The organism is Klebsiella sp. KTE92 (genome assembly GCF_000398905.1).
Taxonomy (GTDB): Bacteria; Pseudomonadota; Gammaproteobacteria; order Enterobacterales; family Enterobacteriaceae; genus Klebsiella; species Klebsiella variicola.
The window spans coordinates 2,049,578-2,064,255 of the sequence record NZ_KB976100.1 but is presented as its reverse complement, the minus strand read 5'-3'; the positions used below and the strand labels follow the sequence as shown (position 1 = coordinate 2,064,255).

The 14,678-nt window shown below is 52.0% G+C and carries 15 protein-coding genes; 5 read left to right on the top strand and 10 right to left on the bottom strand.

Annotation, left to right across the window (positions count from 1 at the left end; translation table 11 throughout):
• Window positions 1-5 precede the first annotated feature (5 nt).
• Window positions 6-647, top strand: coding sequence for a bifunctional nicotinamidase/pyrazinamidase (gene pncA, locus A1WC_RS15610; RefSeq protein WP_016160743.1), 642 nt, complete (start codon window positions 6-8; stop codon window positions 645-647).
• Between the two features lie 64 nt (window positions 648-711).
• Here pncA and A1WC_RS15615 read toward each other — a convergent pair whose 3' ends face one another.
• The 8 genes from A1WC_RS15615 to A1WC_RS15650 form a co-directional block, all read right to left on the bottom strand.
• A complete protein-coding gene (locus A1WC_RS15615; RefSeq protein WP_016160742.1) occupies window positions 712-2,043 on the bottom strand; it encodes an MFS transporter in 1,332 nt (443 codons plus the stop codon).
• A 141-nt stretch (window positions 2,044-2,184) separates the two neighbouring features.
• The gene (locus A1WC_RS15620) at window positions 2,185-2,943 is read right to left on the bottom strand and encodes a DeoR/GlpR family DNA-binding transcription regulator (protein ID WP_002901274.1); all 759 of its coding nucleotides are present in this window, start codon (window positions 2,941-2,943) and stop codon (window positions 2,185-2,187) included.
• Window positions 2,944-3,080: 137 nt separating this feature from the next.
• Window positions 3,081-4,064 carry an aldo/keto reductase gene (locus tag A1WC_RS15625; protein WP_016160741.1) on the bottom strand — a complete coding sequence of 328 codons (984 nt, stop codon included), beginning with the start codon at window positions 4,062-4,064 and terminating at the stop codon, window positions 3,081-3,083.
• A gap of 9 nt (window positions 4,065-4,073) precedes the next feature.
• The gene (locus A1WC_RS15630) at window positions 4,074-5,021 is read right to left on the bottom strand and encodes a carbohydrate kinase family protein (protein ID WP_016160740.1); all 948 of its coding nucleotides are present in this window, start codon (window positions 5,019-5,021) and stop codon (window positions 4,074-4,076) included.
• Window positions 5,022-5,025: 4 nt separating this feature from the next.
• Window positions 5,026-5,862, bottom strand: a complete 837-nt coding sequence (locus A1WC_RS15635; RefSeq protein ID WP_016160739.1) for a ketose-bisphosphate aldolase — start codon at window positions 5,860-5,862, stop codon at window positions 5,026-5,028.
• A gap of 24 nt (window positions 5,863-5,886) precedes the next feature.
• Window positions 5,887-6,930 carry an NAD(P)-dependent alcohol dehydrogenase gene (locus tag A1WC_RS15640; protein ID WP_016160738.1) on the bottom strand — a complete coding sequence of 348 codons (1,044 nt, stop codon included), beginning with the start codon at window positions 6,928-6,930 and terminating at the stop codon, window positions 5,887-5,889.
• A gap of 17 nt (window positions 6,931-6,947) precedes the next feature.
• Window positions 6,948-8,327 carry an MFS transporter gene (locus A1WC_RS15645; RefSeq protein WP_002901260.1) on the bottom strand — a complete coding sequence of 460 codons (1,380 nt, stop codon included), beginning with the start codon at window positions 8,325-8,327 and terminating at the stop codon, window positions 6,948-6,950.
• 27 nt (window positions 8,328-8,354) lie between these two features.
• Complete coding sequence (locus A1WC_RS15650; protein ID WP_002901258.1) at window positions 8,355-9,431, bottom strand: zinc-binding dehydrogenase; 1,077 nt, start codon at window positions 9,429-9,431, stop codon at window positions 8,355-8,357.
• A 326-nt stretch (window positions 9,432-9,757) separates the two neighbouring features.
• Between A1WC_RS15650 and A1WC_RS15655 the strand changes: the two genes are divergently transcribed.
• Together A1WC_RS15655 and yajD are read left to right on the top strand one after the other, a co-directional pair.
• Window positions 9,758-11,011: a glycoside hydrolase family 18 protein gene (locus tag A1WC_RS15655; protein ID WP_012968474.1), complete on the top strand. Its 1,254-nt coding sequence runs from the start codon at window positions 9,758-9,760 to the stop codon at window positions 11,009-11,011.
• Between the two features lie 147 nt (window positions 11,012-11,158).
• The gene (gene yajD, locus A1WC_RS15660) at window positions 11,159-11,503 is read left to right on the top strand and encodes an HNH nuclease YajD (RefSeq protein WP_002901254.1); all 345 of its coding nucleotides are present in this window, start codon (window positions 11,159-11,161) and stop codon (window positions 11,501-11,503) included.
• A gap of 96 nt (window positions 11,504-11,599) precedes the next feature.
• Here the strand turns inward: yajD and A1WC_RS15665 are convergent, their stop codons facing one another.
• Complete coding sequence (locus tag A1WC_RS15665) at window positions 11,600-11,878, bottom strand: YeaC family protein (protein WP_004203787.1); 279 nt, start codon at window positions 11,876-11,878, stop codon at window positions 11,600-11,602.
• Between the two features lie 43 nt (window positions 11,879-11,921).
• Entirely contained in the window at window positions 11,922-12,335 is a 414-nt protein-coding gene (msrB, locus tag A1WC_RS15670) for a peptide-methionine (R)-S-oxide reductase MsrB (RefSeq protein ID WP_008807627.1), read from the bottom strand.
• Between the two features lie 337 nt (window positions 12,336-12,672).
• On the opposite strand from msrB, the gene gapA reads away from it, so the two are divergent.
• Both gapA and A1WC_RS15680 read left to right on the top strand, forming a co-directional pair.
• Window positions 12,673-13,668 carry a glyceraldehyde-3-phosphate dehydrogenase gene (gapA, locus tag A1WC_RS15675; RefSeq protein WP_008807628.1) on the top strand — a complete coding sequence of 332 codons (996 nt, stop codon included), beginning with the start codon at window positions 12,673-12,675 and terminating at the stop codon, window positions 13,666-13,668.
• A gap of 74 nt (window positions 13,669-13,742) precedes the next feature.
• Entirely contained in the window at window positions 13,743-14,627 is an 885-nt protein-coding gene (locus tag A1WC_RS15680) for a D-hexose-6-phosphate mutarotase (RefSeq protein ID WP_008807629.1), read from the top strand.
• Window positions 14,628-14,678: the final 51 nt, after the last annotated feature.

The window sequence follows — 14,678 nt, the reverse complement described above, 5'->3', positions numbered from 1 at the left end:
GACGTATGGCACATCGAGCGCTGTTACTGGTTGATTTGCAGAACGACTTTTGCGCCGGCGGCGCGCTGGCGGTTCCTGAAGGCGACAGTACCGTCGAGGTGGCTAATGCGCTTATCGACTGGAGCCTGGCGCGCGGCGAGCCCATCGTCGCCAGCCAGGACTGGCACCCGGCGGATCATGGCAGCTTCGCCAGCCAGCACCAGGTGGAACCCTACACCCAGGGCGAACTCGACGGCCTGGCGCAGACCTTCTGGCCGGATCACTGCGTACAGCACAGCGAAGGCGCGGCGCTGCATCCGCTGCTCAAACAGCAGGCGATCAACGCCGTGTTCCATAAGGGGCAAAACCGGGTCATTGACAGCTACAGCGCTTTTTTTGACAACGGTCACCGGCAGAAAACTGAACTGGACGGCTGGCTGCGCGGCCAGGGCATCGTGGAACTGACCGTCCTCGGCCTCGCCACCGATTACTGCGTCAAATTCACCGTGCTGGATGCCCTGGCGCTGGGCTATACGGTCAATGTCATCATCGACGGCTGTCGCGGCGTTAACCTGCAGCCGCAGGACAGCAGCCAGGCGTTTATGGAGATGGCCGCCGCGGGCGCCACGCTGTATACCCTCGATGACTGGCGGGAAACCCACGCGTAATCTGTGCCGACAGGCATTCTTCCTGTCGGCACTTTTCTCAGGCCAGCGTTGAAATCTCCTCCAGCTAGATCTTGCGCGTTTCGATGCCAAAGCAGAACAGGATTAGCGCGCAGAGCACCAGCATTACCCCGAGCACCATAAAAACCGTAATCGCCCCGGAGCGGGTCAACAGGACCGCGACACCGTAGGGGGTAAAGACGGCGACAATCCGCCCTACCGCGTTGACAAAGCCTGAACCGCGCAACCGGAGATGCGTTGGCCACAACTCAGGCACGTACACCGCCGAGGCAAAGCAGACGTACATGTACAGGAAAAAAATCATCACCAGGCCATAGCTTAAGATGGCCCACTCTGCGGTTTGAATCGAATAGAAGTAGCCGAGAAGCGCAATAATAATCAGCAACGATGAGCCAAACAATCGCCGCGGAAAACGGTCGATAATCAGCGCGGCAATAAATATACCCACCGGCGCACCAATCATAATAATCGCGGTCATCAAGATTGACTTTGTCACGTCGATCCCCGAATTAACAAAAATTGTCGGGATCCACACCGTAATAGTATAGAGCGAAATGTTCATCGCGATGAGCACCGTAATTGCCACCAGCGTTCGCCGCAGCATGTGACCTTTAAACAACAACCAGAAAGAGCCGCTTTCCACACCCACCTCCGCCCTATGTTCCGCGCTTTGCCAGGCCGGTAAGATGATGTTTTTCTCTTTCTCGATTTGCGACTCTACCTGCTGGAGATGCTTTTCAGCCGCGCTTCGCTGCCCTTTACCCGCCAGCCAGCGCGGAGACTCAATAAAATATCTTCCCGACAGATACCAGGCAAGCAGCATAGCCGCGCCGCCGAGCAGAAACATTATCCGCCAGCTTAAAAAAGCAATCACCACTATGCCAATTGCCGCCGATAGCATGGGCGACCAGTTACCGACAAAAGAGAGCCGGGCGGACCATTTTCCGCGCACTGCGGGTGGAATAAACTCGGTAAATGAAGCATAACCTATCATTATTAACGCCCCCATTCCACAGCCCATCAGACAGCGGCAAAAGATAAGCCAGTACATGTTGGGCACAAAGGCTGCCGCACAGGCCGAAATCCCGACGATCAGCAAATTCAGGCGAAATGCCTTACGTCGCCCGAGATAATCGCCTATAAAACCGCCGGTTAGCGAACCTATAAAATAGCCAAACATCAGCGCTGAGGTAAATGCCGCATTGAGGTAATTATTTGACCAGCCGTTGCTGACTAACTTTGCCAGCACCACGTTGCCAGAATAGCTGAGAAAACCGGTGATTAATAAACTAAAACTGATGATACCAAAAATACGAAAATGAAATCGCGATAAAGGTAAGCGGTCTAATCTTGCGCCGATAGGGTCACATTGTTCCATCTGGATGCCTCAATTTCAGCTAAAATATAAAATATGGCGACAGCGGCAGAGTCACTTTTGCCGCGCCATCCATCATCATTAAATTTTTATGGCATTACCCAGGCGCAAACTAAAATAATATTAATCGGAATAGCAATAAAGCTAATAAACGAGTTGAATATTATTCTCTTTACAAAATGCTATCCATTCCGCACCTGGTGCCTTATTGGTTATAAGGTAATTAATATGGCTAAAATCTACCAACTGGACAAAAGCTTTACGATCGAACTTAGAGTGATCGACCAACAGCGCCACTTCCGTCGCCTGGCGAATCATCGTTTTCTTGATTTCCGCTTCTGCTTCGTTGGAGTCAAGCGCTCCGTTCTTCATATCCAGCCCTTTACAGCTCATTACCATAATATCAACGTGATAACGACTGATAATTTCCTTAGTGATTCTTCCCTGCAGCGACAGCGTATTTTTATTCAGTTCACCGCCGGTAGAAACAACGTTAATTTCCGACTGCGCCAGCTCGTGAAAAGCTTCCGCCGAGTTGGTTAACAACGTGAGATCGTTTCTTTCCTTCAGCAGTTTTAATAACTCCATCGCCGTACTGCTGGAATCAGCAGCCATAGTGGTTTTATTCTTAATAAATGGTAATGCATTACGGGCAATGGTCTGTTTCTCTTCAAAGAAAGACTTTGCGCGTTTATAAAAATGAATGTTATCGGATAATGCGGTGGTGTTTAATACCGCACCGCCATACGTACGGGTCAGAAAACCCTCATCTTCGAGCTTTTCAAGATCGCGGCGAATAGTTTCCTCCGTGACCTGAAAAATTGAGCTTAAATGAGAAACCACCACTTTCTTATCATTAGCCACCATTTGCTTGATGGCCTGAATCCTGTCTTTTGCCGCCACGATAACACCTCTGTTTCCTGCAACGTAATAATAAGACCGTAGTATCTCACAGGCTATGTTTATTTTCAAAAGAACCTGTCTGAATCACAGATTTTAATACTCTATTACACAGAAACAGAGGCCAGGCCGTTCTCCCATTACTTCGTATCCAGCGCTACTGCCATTTCACGCATTAATAGTGAATCCTCATCAGTCAAGGCGATAGTTAATGCATCAGTATTCTCGCGAACTTGCTCTGGTGACGTTGCGCCACTCAGCAAGGTGATTAAGTCGCTCTGTTTTAAAATCCACGCCAGCGCCAGCGCGGGGATCGTGCAGTGGTATTTTGCACACAGCGGCCGCCACTCCTCGAGCATATCCATTACCCGCAGCATATTTTCCCGCTGGAACCAGACTTTGTTAGCCCGCGCGCCGCCGGGAACATAATCCCGGCCGATAGTCCCGGTCAACAGCCCCTGCTCAAGCGGTGAATAGACCTGCACAATGATGCCATTCTGCTGGCATAACGGCAGCAGTTCACCTTCCAGCGCCCGGTCAAGGATGCTGTACTTGGCCTGGATGATATCCAGCTCACCGTGTTTGAGATACTCCCTGATATGCCCGGCATCGACGTTCGCCGCACCGATAGAACGAATTTTCCCCTCTTTTTTCAGTGCGTTCAGCGTATCTACAGTTTCCGCAATCGGCGTAAAACAGGGCTCTACGGACTGCCAGTGGGTCATATAGATATCAATGGTGTCGATACCCAGCCTTTGCAGGCTGGCTTCCACCTCTTCGCGAATCGACTCAGGCGTGAGATTTTTGTACAGCTGACGATCGCCAACTTTGTTAAACAGGCTGCCCGTCCGCTCCCAGACGATGCCACATTTGGTTTCGACAACGATATCGTTACGCGGCAGCTTTTTCAGCGCCTGCCCGACAATCACTTCACTGTTGCCAAAATTGTATCCCGGCGCGGTATCAATCAGATTAATGCCGCAGCGATGCGCCTCGACAATGGTATCGATGCAAACCTGCAAATCGAGATCGCCGTTCCATGCCGGACCGCCGCCAATAGCCCATGTCCCTAATCCCATGCGGGAAAGTTTAATATCCGTACTGCCTAAAGGAATCATTTTCATCTGCCGCTATTACCCTTCGTATTCGTCGAGAAGTTGTTCAACCAGCTTTCTGTTTTTCACGCCCGTTGTGGCACCCACGCTCAGTACCGATATTGCGGCCGTTGCGTTAGCAAACAACGCGCACTCGCGCAGCGGCTTGCCTTCAAGCAGCGCGGAGATAAATCCCGAGGCAAAATTATCCCCCGCGCCGATAGTGTCGATGGCGGTAATTCCCGACACCGCAGGGACCTCCATTTTCATATCGGCACGCTTGATAAAGCAGCCTCTCTTGCCGGACTTGATCACTACCGTTTTCACGCCGCAGTCGAGGAAGCTGTCGGCAATTTCATCCAGCGTCTCTTTCCCGGTGAGAAGTCTCGCCTCTTCAAAGTTGGGAAACAGATAATCCACGTAGCTCAGCGCATGGCGAATATCTTCCAGCGTTTCGTTAAGGCGGGGCTTAATCATATCGGCGCAAATAATTAACCGATGCGCTTTCGCCTGCGTAAAAATCTCCGTTAATGCTTTACCATCGAGCAGCGGGCTATTAAAAATACTCGCCAGCGACAGCACCTTTGCCTGCGAGAAGCGGTCTAAATCAACATCGTTAATATTTAGTTTCCACAGGCTGCCGTTGCGATTGGTGACAAAAGTACGTTCACCATCGGCGGTGACTAAACCCACATTAATGGAAGTATCAATATCGGCATCCTGCTTCAGGCTCTGAATATCAATATTCTCCCGCCGACAGTGATCGACAATAAAATGTCCTGGCGCGTCATCGCCCACGCGGCTAATTAACGCCGTGCGATGACCGAGACGAGAAATAATTGTCGCTTCATTAATCGCATCCCCTCCCGTGGTTATGGCAATGCGTTCTAATGGGTAAGAGTCAACATCAAAGATATTTTTACTCACCGGTTGAAGGGGAATATCAACAATAGCTGCCCCGATACAAATAACCTCGATATTCTCCATATTGTCATTCCGCTTTACCGTCAGAGCCAAACAGTTTGATTTTCTCCAGAGCGCGCACTTTAACCGCTTTGCGGACCTCGCGCTCAACGTGCAGGAAAGGCTGATTCTGATTCTCCTGCACCGCCGCCATTGCCGCCTGACACAGTTCGGTATGGATATTGATTTTCGAAATGCCTAATGAAATAGCTTTTTTGATATCCGCATCGCTAATACCGGACGCGCCGTGCAGCACCAGCGGAACGGATACCGCCTCGCGTACGCGTTTAACCACCTCAAAATTCAGTTTGGGTTCTGAGGTATAAACCCCATGCTGGTTACCAATTGCCACCGCCAAAGAGTCGCAGCCGGTACGTTCGACGAACTCCGCCGCCTGGCTCGGGTCAGTATAGTGGTAGCCCGCCAACGCTTCTTCATAAACCGTTTCATTCCCCACGTGGCCTAACTCCGCTTCAACCGGAATGCCCAGAGGGTGGAAGAAGTCCACCGCCTCTTTAGTCAGGCGAATATTTTCTTCGAAATCAAAGGCGGAGGCATCGCGCATCAGCGAATTCATACCATGGACCCAGGCGTTGTGGATAATCTCCATGCTACGCCCGTGATCCCAATGGGTAATAACCGGCACCGAGGCTTTTTTAGCCATCGATACCATCATATGCGAAAAATCTTCAAACGAGGTATTACCCACAAAACCGGTACCGAAAGAGATAATTACCGGCGATTTAGACTCTTCTGCCGCATCAATGACCCCCATTAACATTTCCGCATTCCAAACATTAAAGTGGGCAATCGCGTAATGTTTATTCTGGGCATCGTTTTCCCAATATTTAATATCGGCCAGCATGGTTGCTTCTCCCTTTTCAATAAATTAATGGTTAACTTTAATAACGCCTTTGATAATTTCGCGTTTGTTGTTAACAGACTCGTCAAACGCGCGCTGAACATCTTCATAATCATAAATATGCGTCACCATCGACTTGACTTCGAAACGCCCGGAGGAAATGGCTTCAATGGTGACCGGATAGCGGTTGGCATAGCGGAAAACGGTCTGAATTGAGACTTCACGGTTAATTTTGAGAAAATTAATCGCCGAATCTCCGGGAACCGTACCAACGATCATGATTTTCCCGCCGCGCATCACCAGATACGGAGCCTGCTTCACGGTGATCGCCGAGCCGGCCGTTTCAAAAACAATGTCTGCCCCGATATCGCCGGAGAACTGCTGGCAGCGGGCGACGGTGTCCTCTTTCGCACCGTTGATGACGGTCGTCGCCCCAAGCTTCCCGGCCATGGCCAGACGTTTTTCCAGAACATCGACAACGGCGATGTCGGTTGCCCCTAAACACTTACAGGCTTGCAGGGTCATTAAGCCAATACAGCCGGCCCCCAGGATGACGATTTTCTTGCCAGGCTTCACGTCAGCCAGCATTGCGGCATGCATCCCTACCGCCGCAGGCTCTACCAGCGCGCCTTCCATGGTGCCCATGTTATCGGGTAGCTTGTAAGTGAAGCTTTCCGGATGGCATAGATAGTGGGTTAGCGCGCCGCGATAGTTAGGCTGCGTGGCCATAAAGTCGACATCAGGGCAGATGTTGTATTTCCCCTCCAGACAGTAGCGGCAGTGGCCGCACGGCACGCCGGGTTCAATGTTCACCCGGTCGCCCGGTTTAAATTTACTGACGCGACTTCCCACCGCCACCACCGTACCGGCACATTCATGCCCGAGACCAATTTCCTGGTTTGGGTCTTTCGGCGGAATAAAAGGGCCCGATTCAAACCCGTGAACATCTGAACCGCAAATACCAACGTATTCAACTTTGATCAGCACTTCATGCTCTTTGGGTACCGGGATATCGGCGGCAATAATTTTCATCGTACCCGGGGTTTTTAATATCGCTTTTGAATTTTTCATTTTATTTCCCGTCAATATTATTTGCTGGTAACTGCATCAATACCGAGACTTTCGACAGAGACGCCTTTGGTTTCAATTCCGATGGTCGCAATGGCAATGGCGACAATAATGGAGACGGTTCCCAGCAGAACAAATACCCCCGTCACGCCATAACCGTTAAGCAATACCGCGACCGCATAAGGAGCGGCGATACCGCTGATACGCCCAACCGCATTCGCCAGACCGGAACCGCGAAGCTTCGCTTCTGTCGGCCATATTTCCGGAACATAGACTGCCGAGGCGTAGCAAACGTACATATACACAAACGTAATCAGAAAGAAGCCAATTAACGTAATTAATAGCATGCTGGTTTGCAGAGAATAGATATATCCCAGCCCGGCAATTAATACCAACAGCCCCACCCCCATAGTTTTTCTGGGTATTTTATCCATGACCAGCATGGCGATAAAAATCCCAAACGGCGCGCCAAACATACTCATCGTGTTTAAGACAATCGAGTCTTTAAGATTAATGCCCTGGGTCATAAATATCGTCGGCAGCCAGTTAATTAAGGTATACTGGACAACGTTCATGGCGATCAGGACAAAGGAACCTAAAATAACGCGTTTCAGCAACACACCTGTTAATAAGGCCGAATAAGGAACTGCGCGCGGGGCTTTGCCGTCATCTTCAATTACCACAGGCGGTAGCGGCTTGCCGGTCTGCAGAACAACCCCTTCTTCAATGGCACGCATCACCTTTTCAGCTTCGGCGTAGCGCCCGCGGGACTCAAGCCAACGAGGCGACTCCGGGAAACGACGCCAGGCAATAATAGTCGCCATTAGCGACAGTACGGCCGGGATCAATAACTGTACTCGCCAGTTCCATTCAGCGCTAATTAACGGCGTCAATCCCATGGCGATGAGCGAACAGAGCGGATAAGACCAGTTGCCGATAAACGAGACCCGGCTTGACCAGGTGCCGCGATTCCTGCCAGGCATATATTCGGTGAACCCGGCAAACAGGGTCACCAGCAGCGCCCCTAATCCAACCCCCATGACAAAACGGCAGGCGATCAGGAAGGTCATATTCGGTGAAAACGCCCCAACGACCATGGCAATAATATGAATCGCTTCATACAGAATAAATGCGTTTTTACGCCCGATTTTATCGCCAATGATCCCACCACCGAGCGCGCCGAGAAACATTCCCGCAGTCGTAATGGCGGAAAACGTAGCGGTGGTGGAATTATCGGTCCAGCCAAGTTCTTTTAACTGCGCGAGAATTAATCCGCCTACGGCATTACTCCAGCAGACCAGTAATCCGAAGGCGACTATGGCAAACATTGACGAATGCCAGCGACAATCTGGCAGTCGATCCAGCCTCGCGCCACAATGCGGTTTTGCTATATGTTCCATCCGGGAACCTTCCTTTAATAAATGGGCTTATTCATCAAAGTCGTAGGTCATGATGACCTTAATCGCGGTTTTATCGACCATAGCGTCAAACCCTTCCCGCCATTGCGACAGGCCGATACGGTGAGTGATCATCGGTTTGACTTTGATCGCGCCGCTGGCCAGCAAGCGGATAGCATTACGCCAGGAGGTGGAGTCGTAGGCCATATGACCAATGATGCTTTTGTTCCACGCGGTAATGTCGTTGATGGAGAAATCAAGAGGTTTGAAACCCATGCCCACGCGAACCACTTCCCCGTTGGGGCGCAGCATTTCGATAGATTGTTTGAGGGCAATATTAGCGCCGGAGCATTCGATAACCAGGCCCAGGTTGTCTTTACCGCAGATTTCCTGGCAACGCGTGACCACATCTTCGGTCGAACCGTTGACGACCGCTGTCGCCCCCAGCTCTTTGGCAATAGGGAAGCGTACCGCGACATCCTCTTCCAGTCCGACCATGACGATGTTCACGGCCCCCATGATGCGCGCCATTTGCACGGAAAAGAGCCCTAATGGACCGGTACCGAAAACCACGACGTCCTGGCCAGGTAGAAATTTGGATTGTTGAGCAATAGATTTGTAAGCGTTACAGATAGGATCCAGCACCGCGGCTTCTTCATAATCAACGCCCTGCGGGATCTCCCACAGTGCATGGCGGTGAATTTTGAGAATCTCACCTGGCACCAGGCAATATTTCGAAAATCCGCCCCCCCAGGTGTTGTTATCAAGTCCTAAATTAACTTTTTCTGTACAACACAGAAAATCACCTTGTTCACAGGCCGGACATACACCGCACACGTGCCCACTGTTGTCAGAAACCACCCGCTGACCGACTTTCCAGTCCTTGACTTTGTCGCCGATGCGGACAATTTGTCCGGCAAATTCATGGCCGCGGATGGAGTTAAATTGATCCGATCCGCTATCAACATTGTAATGCTTCATGTCAGCGCCGCAGATAGCCGCCGCTTTGATTTCAATCACGATGTCATCCGGGCCGCAAATCGGCTCCGGTACATCAATCATCTTATAGCCGCCAAAGGCCTTACCAAATCTTGCCAGTGCTTTCATTGCGTCTTCCTTTGTTGATTTGTGGTTTTGCTTCAATGGTCGTCATACTTAACCACACAATCTTCAAGGTCAACATTAAATCTTTAAAACGCAGATATAGATCTGCATTTCACAACTCAGATCACAAATACAGCAAATTTCATTATGAGAAAATGAAGGAATGACAATGACTGACCACTAAAGGATGCCTTCTGCCGCCTCGCTATCGTCCATAAATTGAACTCTCTCGCAGTTTCAACAGGTTATTGCTGGTAGTCTGGCAAGGCTGTTTTTTCGCCACGCCATTTCCGTGGCGTGGTTATTTTTTATGTCAAAGAGGAACCACTATGAAACGTTTGCCCTTGCTGGCAGCCTTGCCCTTGCTTTGCGCTTCTGCGCTCTCTGCCCAACCCCTGATGTCCGTCGGCTATTTTAACGGCGGCGGCGACGTCACTGCCGGGCCCGGCGGCGATATCGATAAGCTGGACGTCCGGCAGATCACCCATCTCAACTACTCGTTTGGTCTTATCTATAACGATGAAAAAGACGAGACTAATGCGGCCCTGAAGGATCCTGCTCATCTGCACGAGATCTGGCTGTCGCCGAAGGTGCAGGCGGATCTGCAAAAGCTCCCGGCCCTGCGTAAACAGAACCCGGACCTCAAGGTCCTGCTGTCGGTCGGCGGCTGGGGGGCGCGCGGTTTCTCCGGCGCGGCGGCAAGCAAAGAAACCCGTAAGGTGTTTATTCAGTCTGCGCAGGAAATTGTTGAAAAATATGGTCTGGATGGGATTGACCTCGACTGGGAGTTTCCGGTCAACGGCGCCTGGGGGCTGGTTGCCAGCCAACCGGCCGATCGCGATAACTTTACCGCGCTGTTAAAAGAGCTGCGCGCAGCGTTTGGTACCAGGAAACTGGTGACTATTGCCGTGGGGGCTAACGCAGAAAGTCCGAAAAGTTGGGTGGACGTTAAAGCGATTGCGCCATCGCTCGACTACATCAACCTGATGACCTACGACATGGCCTACGGCACGCAGTACTTCAACTCGAACCTGTATGACTCCAGCCACTGGCCAACGGTCGCCGCGGCGGATAAATACAGCGCCGATTTTGTGGTCAACAATTACCTGGCCGCCGGGCTTAAACCCAGCCAGATGAACCTCGGGATTGGTTTTTATGGCCGGGTACCGAAACGGGCAGTTGAACCGGGGATTGACTGGACGAAAGCGGATGCGCAAAACAATCCGGTCACCCAGCCCTATTTTGGGCCACAGGAGGTCGCGCTGTTTGCCTCGCTGGGTTATGACCTGAGCAAAGACACCTACGTAAAATACAACGATATCGTGGGCAAACTGCTCAACGATCCGCAAAAACGTTTTACCGAGCACTGGGACGATGAAGCGAAGGTTCCGTGGCTGTCAGTGCAGTCCGCGGAGGGCAAGCCGCTGTTCGCCCTGTCCTATGAGAACCCGCGATCGGTGGCCATTAAGGCGGACTATATCAAGGCGAAGGGCCTCGCCGGGGCCATGTTCTGGGAATATGGCGCCGATGACCAGAATCAGCTGGCCCGTCAGCTGGCGGAATCGCTGGGGATCAAACACTAGTCGCGACCCTCCCCCTCGGGCTGCGTGACGCAGACAGCATCGCCTGCAATGCAGGTATATCGCGCAGCCCGGGATAGGTTATGATGCCAGTTATCCGCTGCGCCACGCGCTGGCGCAGCTTAACCGTTTGACAGGAGGCAGGGGGCCATGGCCTATATCCCCAAAAATTACGCGCGTCTGGAAGTGGGTTACCGCGAAAAGGCGCTCAAGCTTTTTCCCTGGGTGTGCGGACGCTGCTCACGGGAGTTTGTCTACTCCAATCTGCGCGAGCTGACGGTGCACCACATCGATCACGACCACTCCAATAACCCGGAAGATGGGAGTAACTGGGAGATGTTGTGCCTGTATTGTCACGATCACGAACATTCCAAGTACACCGAAGCCGATCAGTATGGCTCCACGGTGGTGGCGGGCGAAGATGCGCAAAAGAGCGTCGGTGAGGCCACCTACAACCCGTTTGCCGATCTGAAAGCGATGATGAACAAAAAGTAAGCATGCCGATCTGGCCGCTGCGCGCGGTCGTTCACGCTGATGCTGTCCGGCCCGGGGTGACCCCGACGCCGGAACCACGCGCCGCCGGCTGGCGCTTTATTGCAGCTTAACGGTGGCGATCGGCTTTGGCACGATGCCGAAATCTTCCTTCAGCTGCTGTTTACTCTTCATCACCATCTGCCCGCGGGTGTCGATGGTCATGTGCTGGGCGTCGGTGTTATACCGGGCCTGCCACAGCATCACCAGCTGCAGGCTATTTTCCTTTTGCTCCGGCGTCAGCGCCACGCCATCCGGCCATTTTCCCAGCTCCACCGCCGTCGCCAGACGCTGGTAAACTTCCGGCGTCATACTGTCGATAATTTGCTCAATATCCATCTTCCGCTCCACTCCGCTTGGAATAATTTGCTGAATCGTTTCTTCAACCCTTAATCTGCTCGCCATTCTGCTCATCAGTGAAGCTCAGCGACGCCGAATTCACACAATAGCGCTCGCCGGTCGGCTGTGGGCCATCCGGAAATACGTGGCCGAGATGGGCGTCACAATTTCCACAACGGATTTCAATGCGCTGCATGCCGTGCGAATTGTCGGTCAGATAGCGAATGGCCTCATCGCTCACCGGCTCATAGAAGCTCGGCCAGCCGCAACCGGAGTCGTATTTGGTTTGGGAGTTAAACAGCGGCGCATCGCACACCAGGCAGTGATACACGCCATTTTTCTTGTTGTGCAGCAGCCGTCCGGTGAAAGGCGGTTCGGTGCCGTGATGCTGCGTCACGTAAAACTGCATTTCGCTTAAGCCGTTTTTCAGCTCTTCCGGGGAGGGTTTATTCGCCATGGGCTTACATCTCGCTTTGCAATGGACAACTTTCGCTCCAATTCTAACAAAACATTAACAATGAAGCGTGCACTTTTGTTCTAAACTTATGCGGTGCCAACAGGCAGCCAGATAATTGTGACTTAAATCACGTTTTTATCTTAAATGCCCTTTAAAATTCCGCGCGCAGCCCCCATATGGAATTGGGCTCAAAGGGAGAGTGAGGCAAATCAATCGCGCAAGGTGTGCTCAGGATTGATTTGTCGCAATGATTGACACGATTCCGCTTGACGCTGCGTAAGGTTTTTGTAATTTTACAGGCAACCTTTTATTCACTAACAAATAGCTGGTGGAATATATGACTATCAAAGTAGGTATCAACGGTTTTGGCCGTATCGGTCGCATTGTTTTCCGTGCTGCTCAGAAACGTTCTGACATCGAGATCGTTGCAATCAACGACCTGTTAGACGCAGAGTACATGGCTTACATGCTGAAGTATGACTCCACTCACGGTCGTTTCGACGGTACCGTTGAAGTGAAAGACGGTCATCTGGTCGTTAACGGTAAAAAAATCCGTGTTACCGCTGAACGTGACCCGGCTAACCTGAAGTGGGACGAAGTTGGTGTTGACGTTGTTGCTGAAGCAACCGGTATCTTCCTGACCGACGAAACCGCTCGTAAACACATCACCGCTGGCGCGAAAAAAGTCGTTCTGACTGGCCCGTCCAAAGACAACACCCCGATGTTCGTTCGCGGCGCTAACTTCGAAACTTACGCTGGCCAGGACATCGTTTCCAACGCTTCCTGCACCACCAACTGCCTGGCACCGCTGGCTAAAGTTATCAACGACAACTTCGGTATCGTTGAAGGCCTGATGACCACCGTCCACGCGACCACCGCGACTCAGAAAACCGTTGATGGCCCGTCTCACAAAGACTGGCGCGGCGGCCGCGGCGCAGCTCAGAACATCATCCCGTCCTCTACCGGTGCTGCTAAAGCAGTAGGTAAAGTACTGCCAGAACTGAACGGCAAACTGACCGGTATGGCGTTCCGCGTTCCGACTCCGAACGTATCCGTTGTTGACCTGACCGTTCGTCTGGAAAAAGCAGCGTCCTACGAAGAAATCAAGAAAGCCATCAAAGCCGCTTCTGAAGGCGCAATGAAAGGCGTTCTGGGTTACACCGAAGACGACGTTGTTTCTACCGACTTCAACGGCGAAGTTTGCACTTCCGTGTTCGATGCTAAAGCAGGTATCGCACTGAACGACAACTTCGTGAAACTGGTTTCCTGGTACGACAACGAAACTGGCTACTCCAACAAAGTTCTGGACCTGATTGCTCACATCTCCAAATAAGTTGAGATGAAAAAGTAATCTGTAAGAGCGACTTCGGTCGCTCTTTTTTTTGTCTGCAGAGATAGGATTGCACAATGATAAATAAAATTTTTGCTCTCCCGGTGAATGAAACCATTTCTCCCGTGATCTCCCGTCGCCAGCTGGACGACCTGGAGCTGATTGTCATCGACCATCCGCAGGTGAAAGCCTCTGTGGCGCTGCAGGGAGCGCACCTGCTCTCCTGGAAACCCGCCGGTGAAGAAGAAGTCTTGTGGCTGAGCAACAACACCCCATTTAAACAGGGCGTCGCCCTGCGCGGCGGCGTGCCGATTTGCTGGCCCTGGTTTGGCCCTTCCGCGCAGCAGGGTCTGCCGTCGCACGGCTTTGCCCGCAATCTGCCATGGACCCTGGAAGGTCATGACGAAGACGACAGCGGCGTCATGTTGACCTTTGCGCTCCAGCACAGCGCCGAAACCATGAAGCTCTGGCCGCACGAATTCACCCTCTATGCCCGCTTTAAGCTGGGCAAGACCTGTGAAATCGAGCTGGAAGCCCACGGTGAATTCGAGACCACCTCTGCCCTGCATACCTACTTCAACGTCGGCGATATCGCAGCGGTGAAAGTGAGTGGTCTTGGCGAGCGCTATATCGATAAAGTGAAGAATGCCGAAGAAGGCGTCCTGAGCAACGGCGTGCAGACCTTCCCGGACCGCACCGACCGCGTCTACCTTAACGCTGACAGCTGCAGCGTGATCCATGACGATGCGCTTAACCGCACTATCGACGTAGTGCATCATCATCAGCACAACGTGGTGGCCTGGAACCCGGGCCCGGCGCTGTCCGTCAGCATGGGCGACATGCCGGACGATGGTTACAAAACCTTCGTTTGCGTCGAAACCTGTTGCGTGACCCAGCCGCAGAAAGCCAGCGAAGAGACCCCCTCTCGCCTGGCGCAGACCATCAGCCTGAAAAAACGCTAACAGCAAAAAGCCCCGTTCCCGACGGGGCTTTTTTCTCCTCTGGCTGAGGTG

What these genes read in the sequence shown, in the direction of transcription:
- A1WC_RS15665 (WP_004203787.1), bottom strand. Translation starts at nt 11,878, where the DNA reads ATGGATATTGAGCAAATTATCGACAGTATGACGCCGGAAGTTTACCAG.
- A1WC_RS15630 (WP_016160740.1), bottom strand. Translation starts at nt 5,021, where the DNA reads ATGGAGAATATCGAGGTTATTTGTATCGGGGCAGCTATTGTTGATATT.
- msrB (WP_008807627.1), bottom strand. Translation starts at nt 12,335, where the DNA reads ATGGCGAATAAACCCTCCCCGGAAGAGCTGAAAAACGGCTTAAGCGAA.
- A1WC_RS15625 (WP_016160741.1), bottom strand. Translation starts at nt 4,064, where the DNA reads ATGAAAATGATTCCTTTAGGCAGTACGGATATTAAACTTTCCCGCATG.
- A1WC_RS15650 (WP_002901258.1), bottom strand. Translation starts at nt 9,431, where the DNA reads ATGAAAGCACTGGCAAGATTTGGTAAGGCCTTTGGCGGCTATAAGATG.
- A1WC_RS15655 (WP_012968474.1), top strand. Translation starts at nt 9,758, where the DNA reads ATGAAACGTTTGCCCTTGCTGGCAGCCTTGCCCTTGCTTTGCGCTTCT.
- A1WC_RS15635 (WP_016160739.1), bottom strand. Translation starts at nt 5,862, where the DNA reads ATGCTGGCCGATATTAAATATTGGGAAAACGATGCCCAGAATAAACAT.
- A1WC_RS15645 (WP_002901260.1), bottom strand. Translation starts at nt 8,327, where the DNA reads ATGGAACATATAGCAAAACCGCATTGTGGCGCGAGGCTGGATCGACTG.
- A1WC_RS15680 (WP_008807629.1), top strand. Translation starts at nt 13,743, where the DNA reads ATGATAAATAAAATTTTTGCTCTCCCGGTGAATGAAACCATTTCTCCC.
- A1WC_RS15640 (WP_016160738.1), bottom strand. Translation starts at nt 6,930, where the DNA reads ATGAAAAATTCAAAAGCGATATTAAAAACCCCGGGTACGATGAAAATT.
- A1WC_RS15615 (WP_016160742.1), bottom strand. Translation starts at nt 2,043, where the DNA reads ATGGAACAATGTGACCCTATCGGCGCAAGATTAGACCGCTTACCTTTA.
- yajD (WP_002901254.1), top strand. Translation starts at nt 11,159, where the DNA reads ATGGCCTATATCCCCAAAAATTACGCGCGTCTGGAAGTGGGTTACCGC.
- pncA (WP_016160743.1), top strand. Translation starts at nt 6, where the DNA reads ATGGCACATCGAGCGCTGTTACTGGTTGATTTGCAGAACGACTTTTGC.
- gapA (WP_008807628.1), top strand. Translation starts at nt 12,673, where the DNA reads ATGACTATCAAAGTAGGTATCAACGGTTTTGGCCGTATCGGTCGCATT.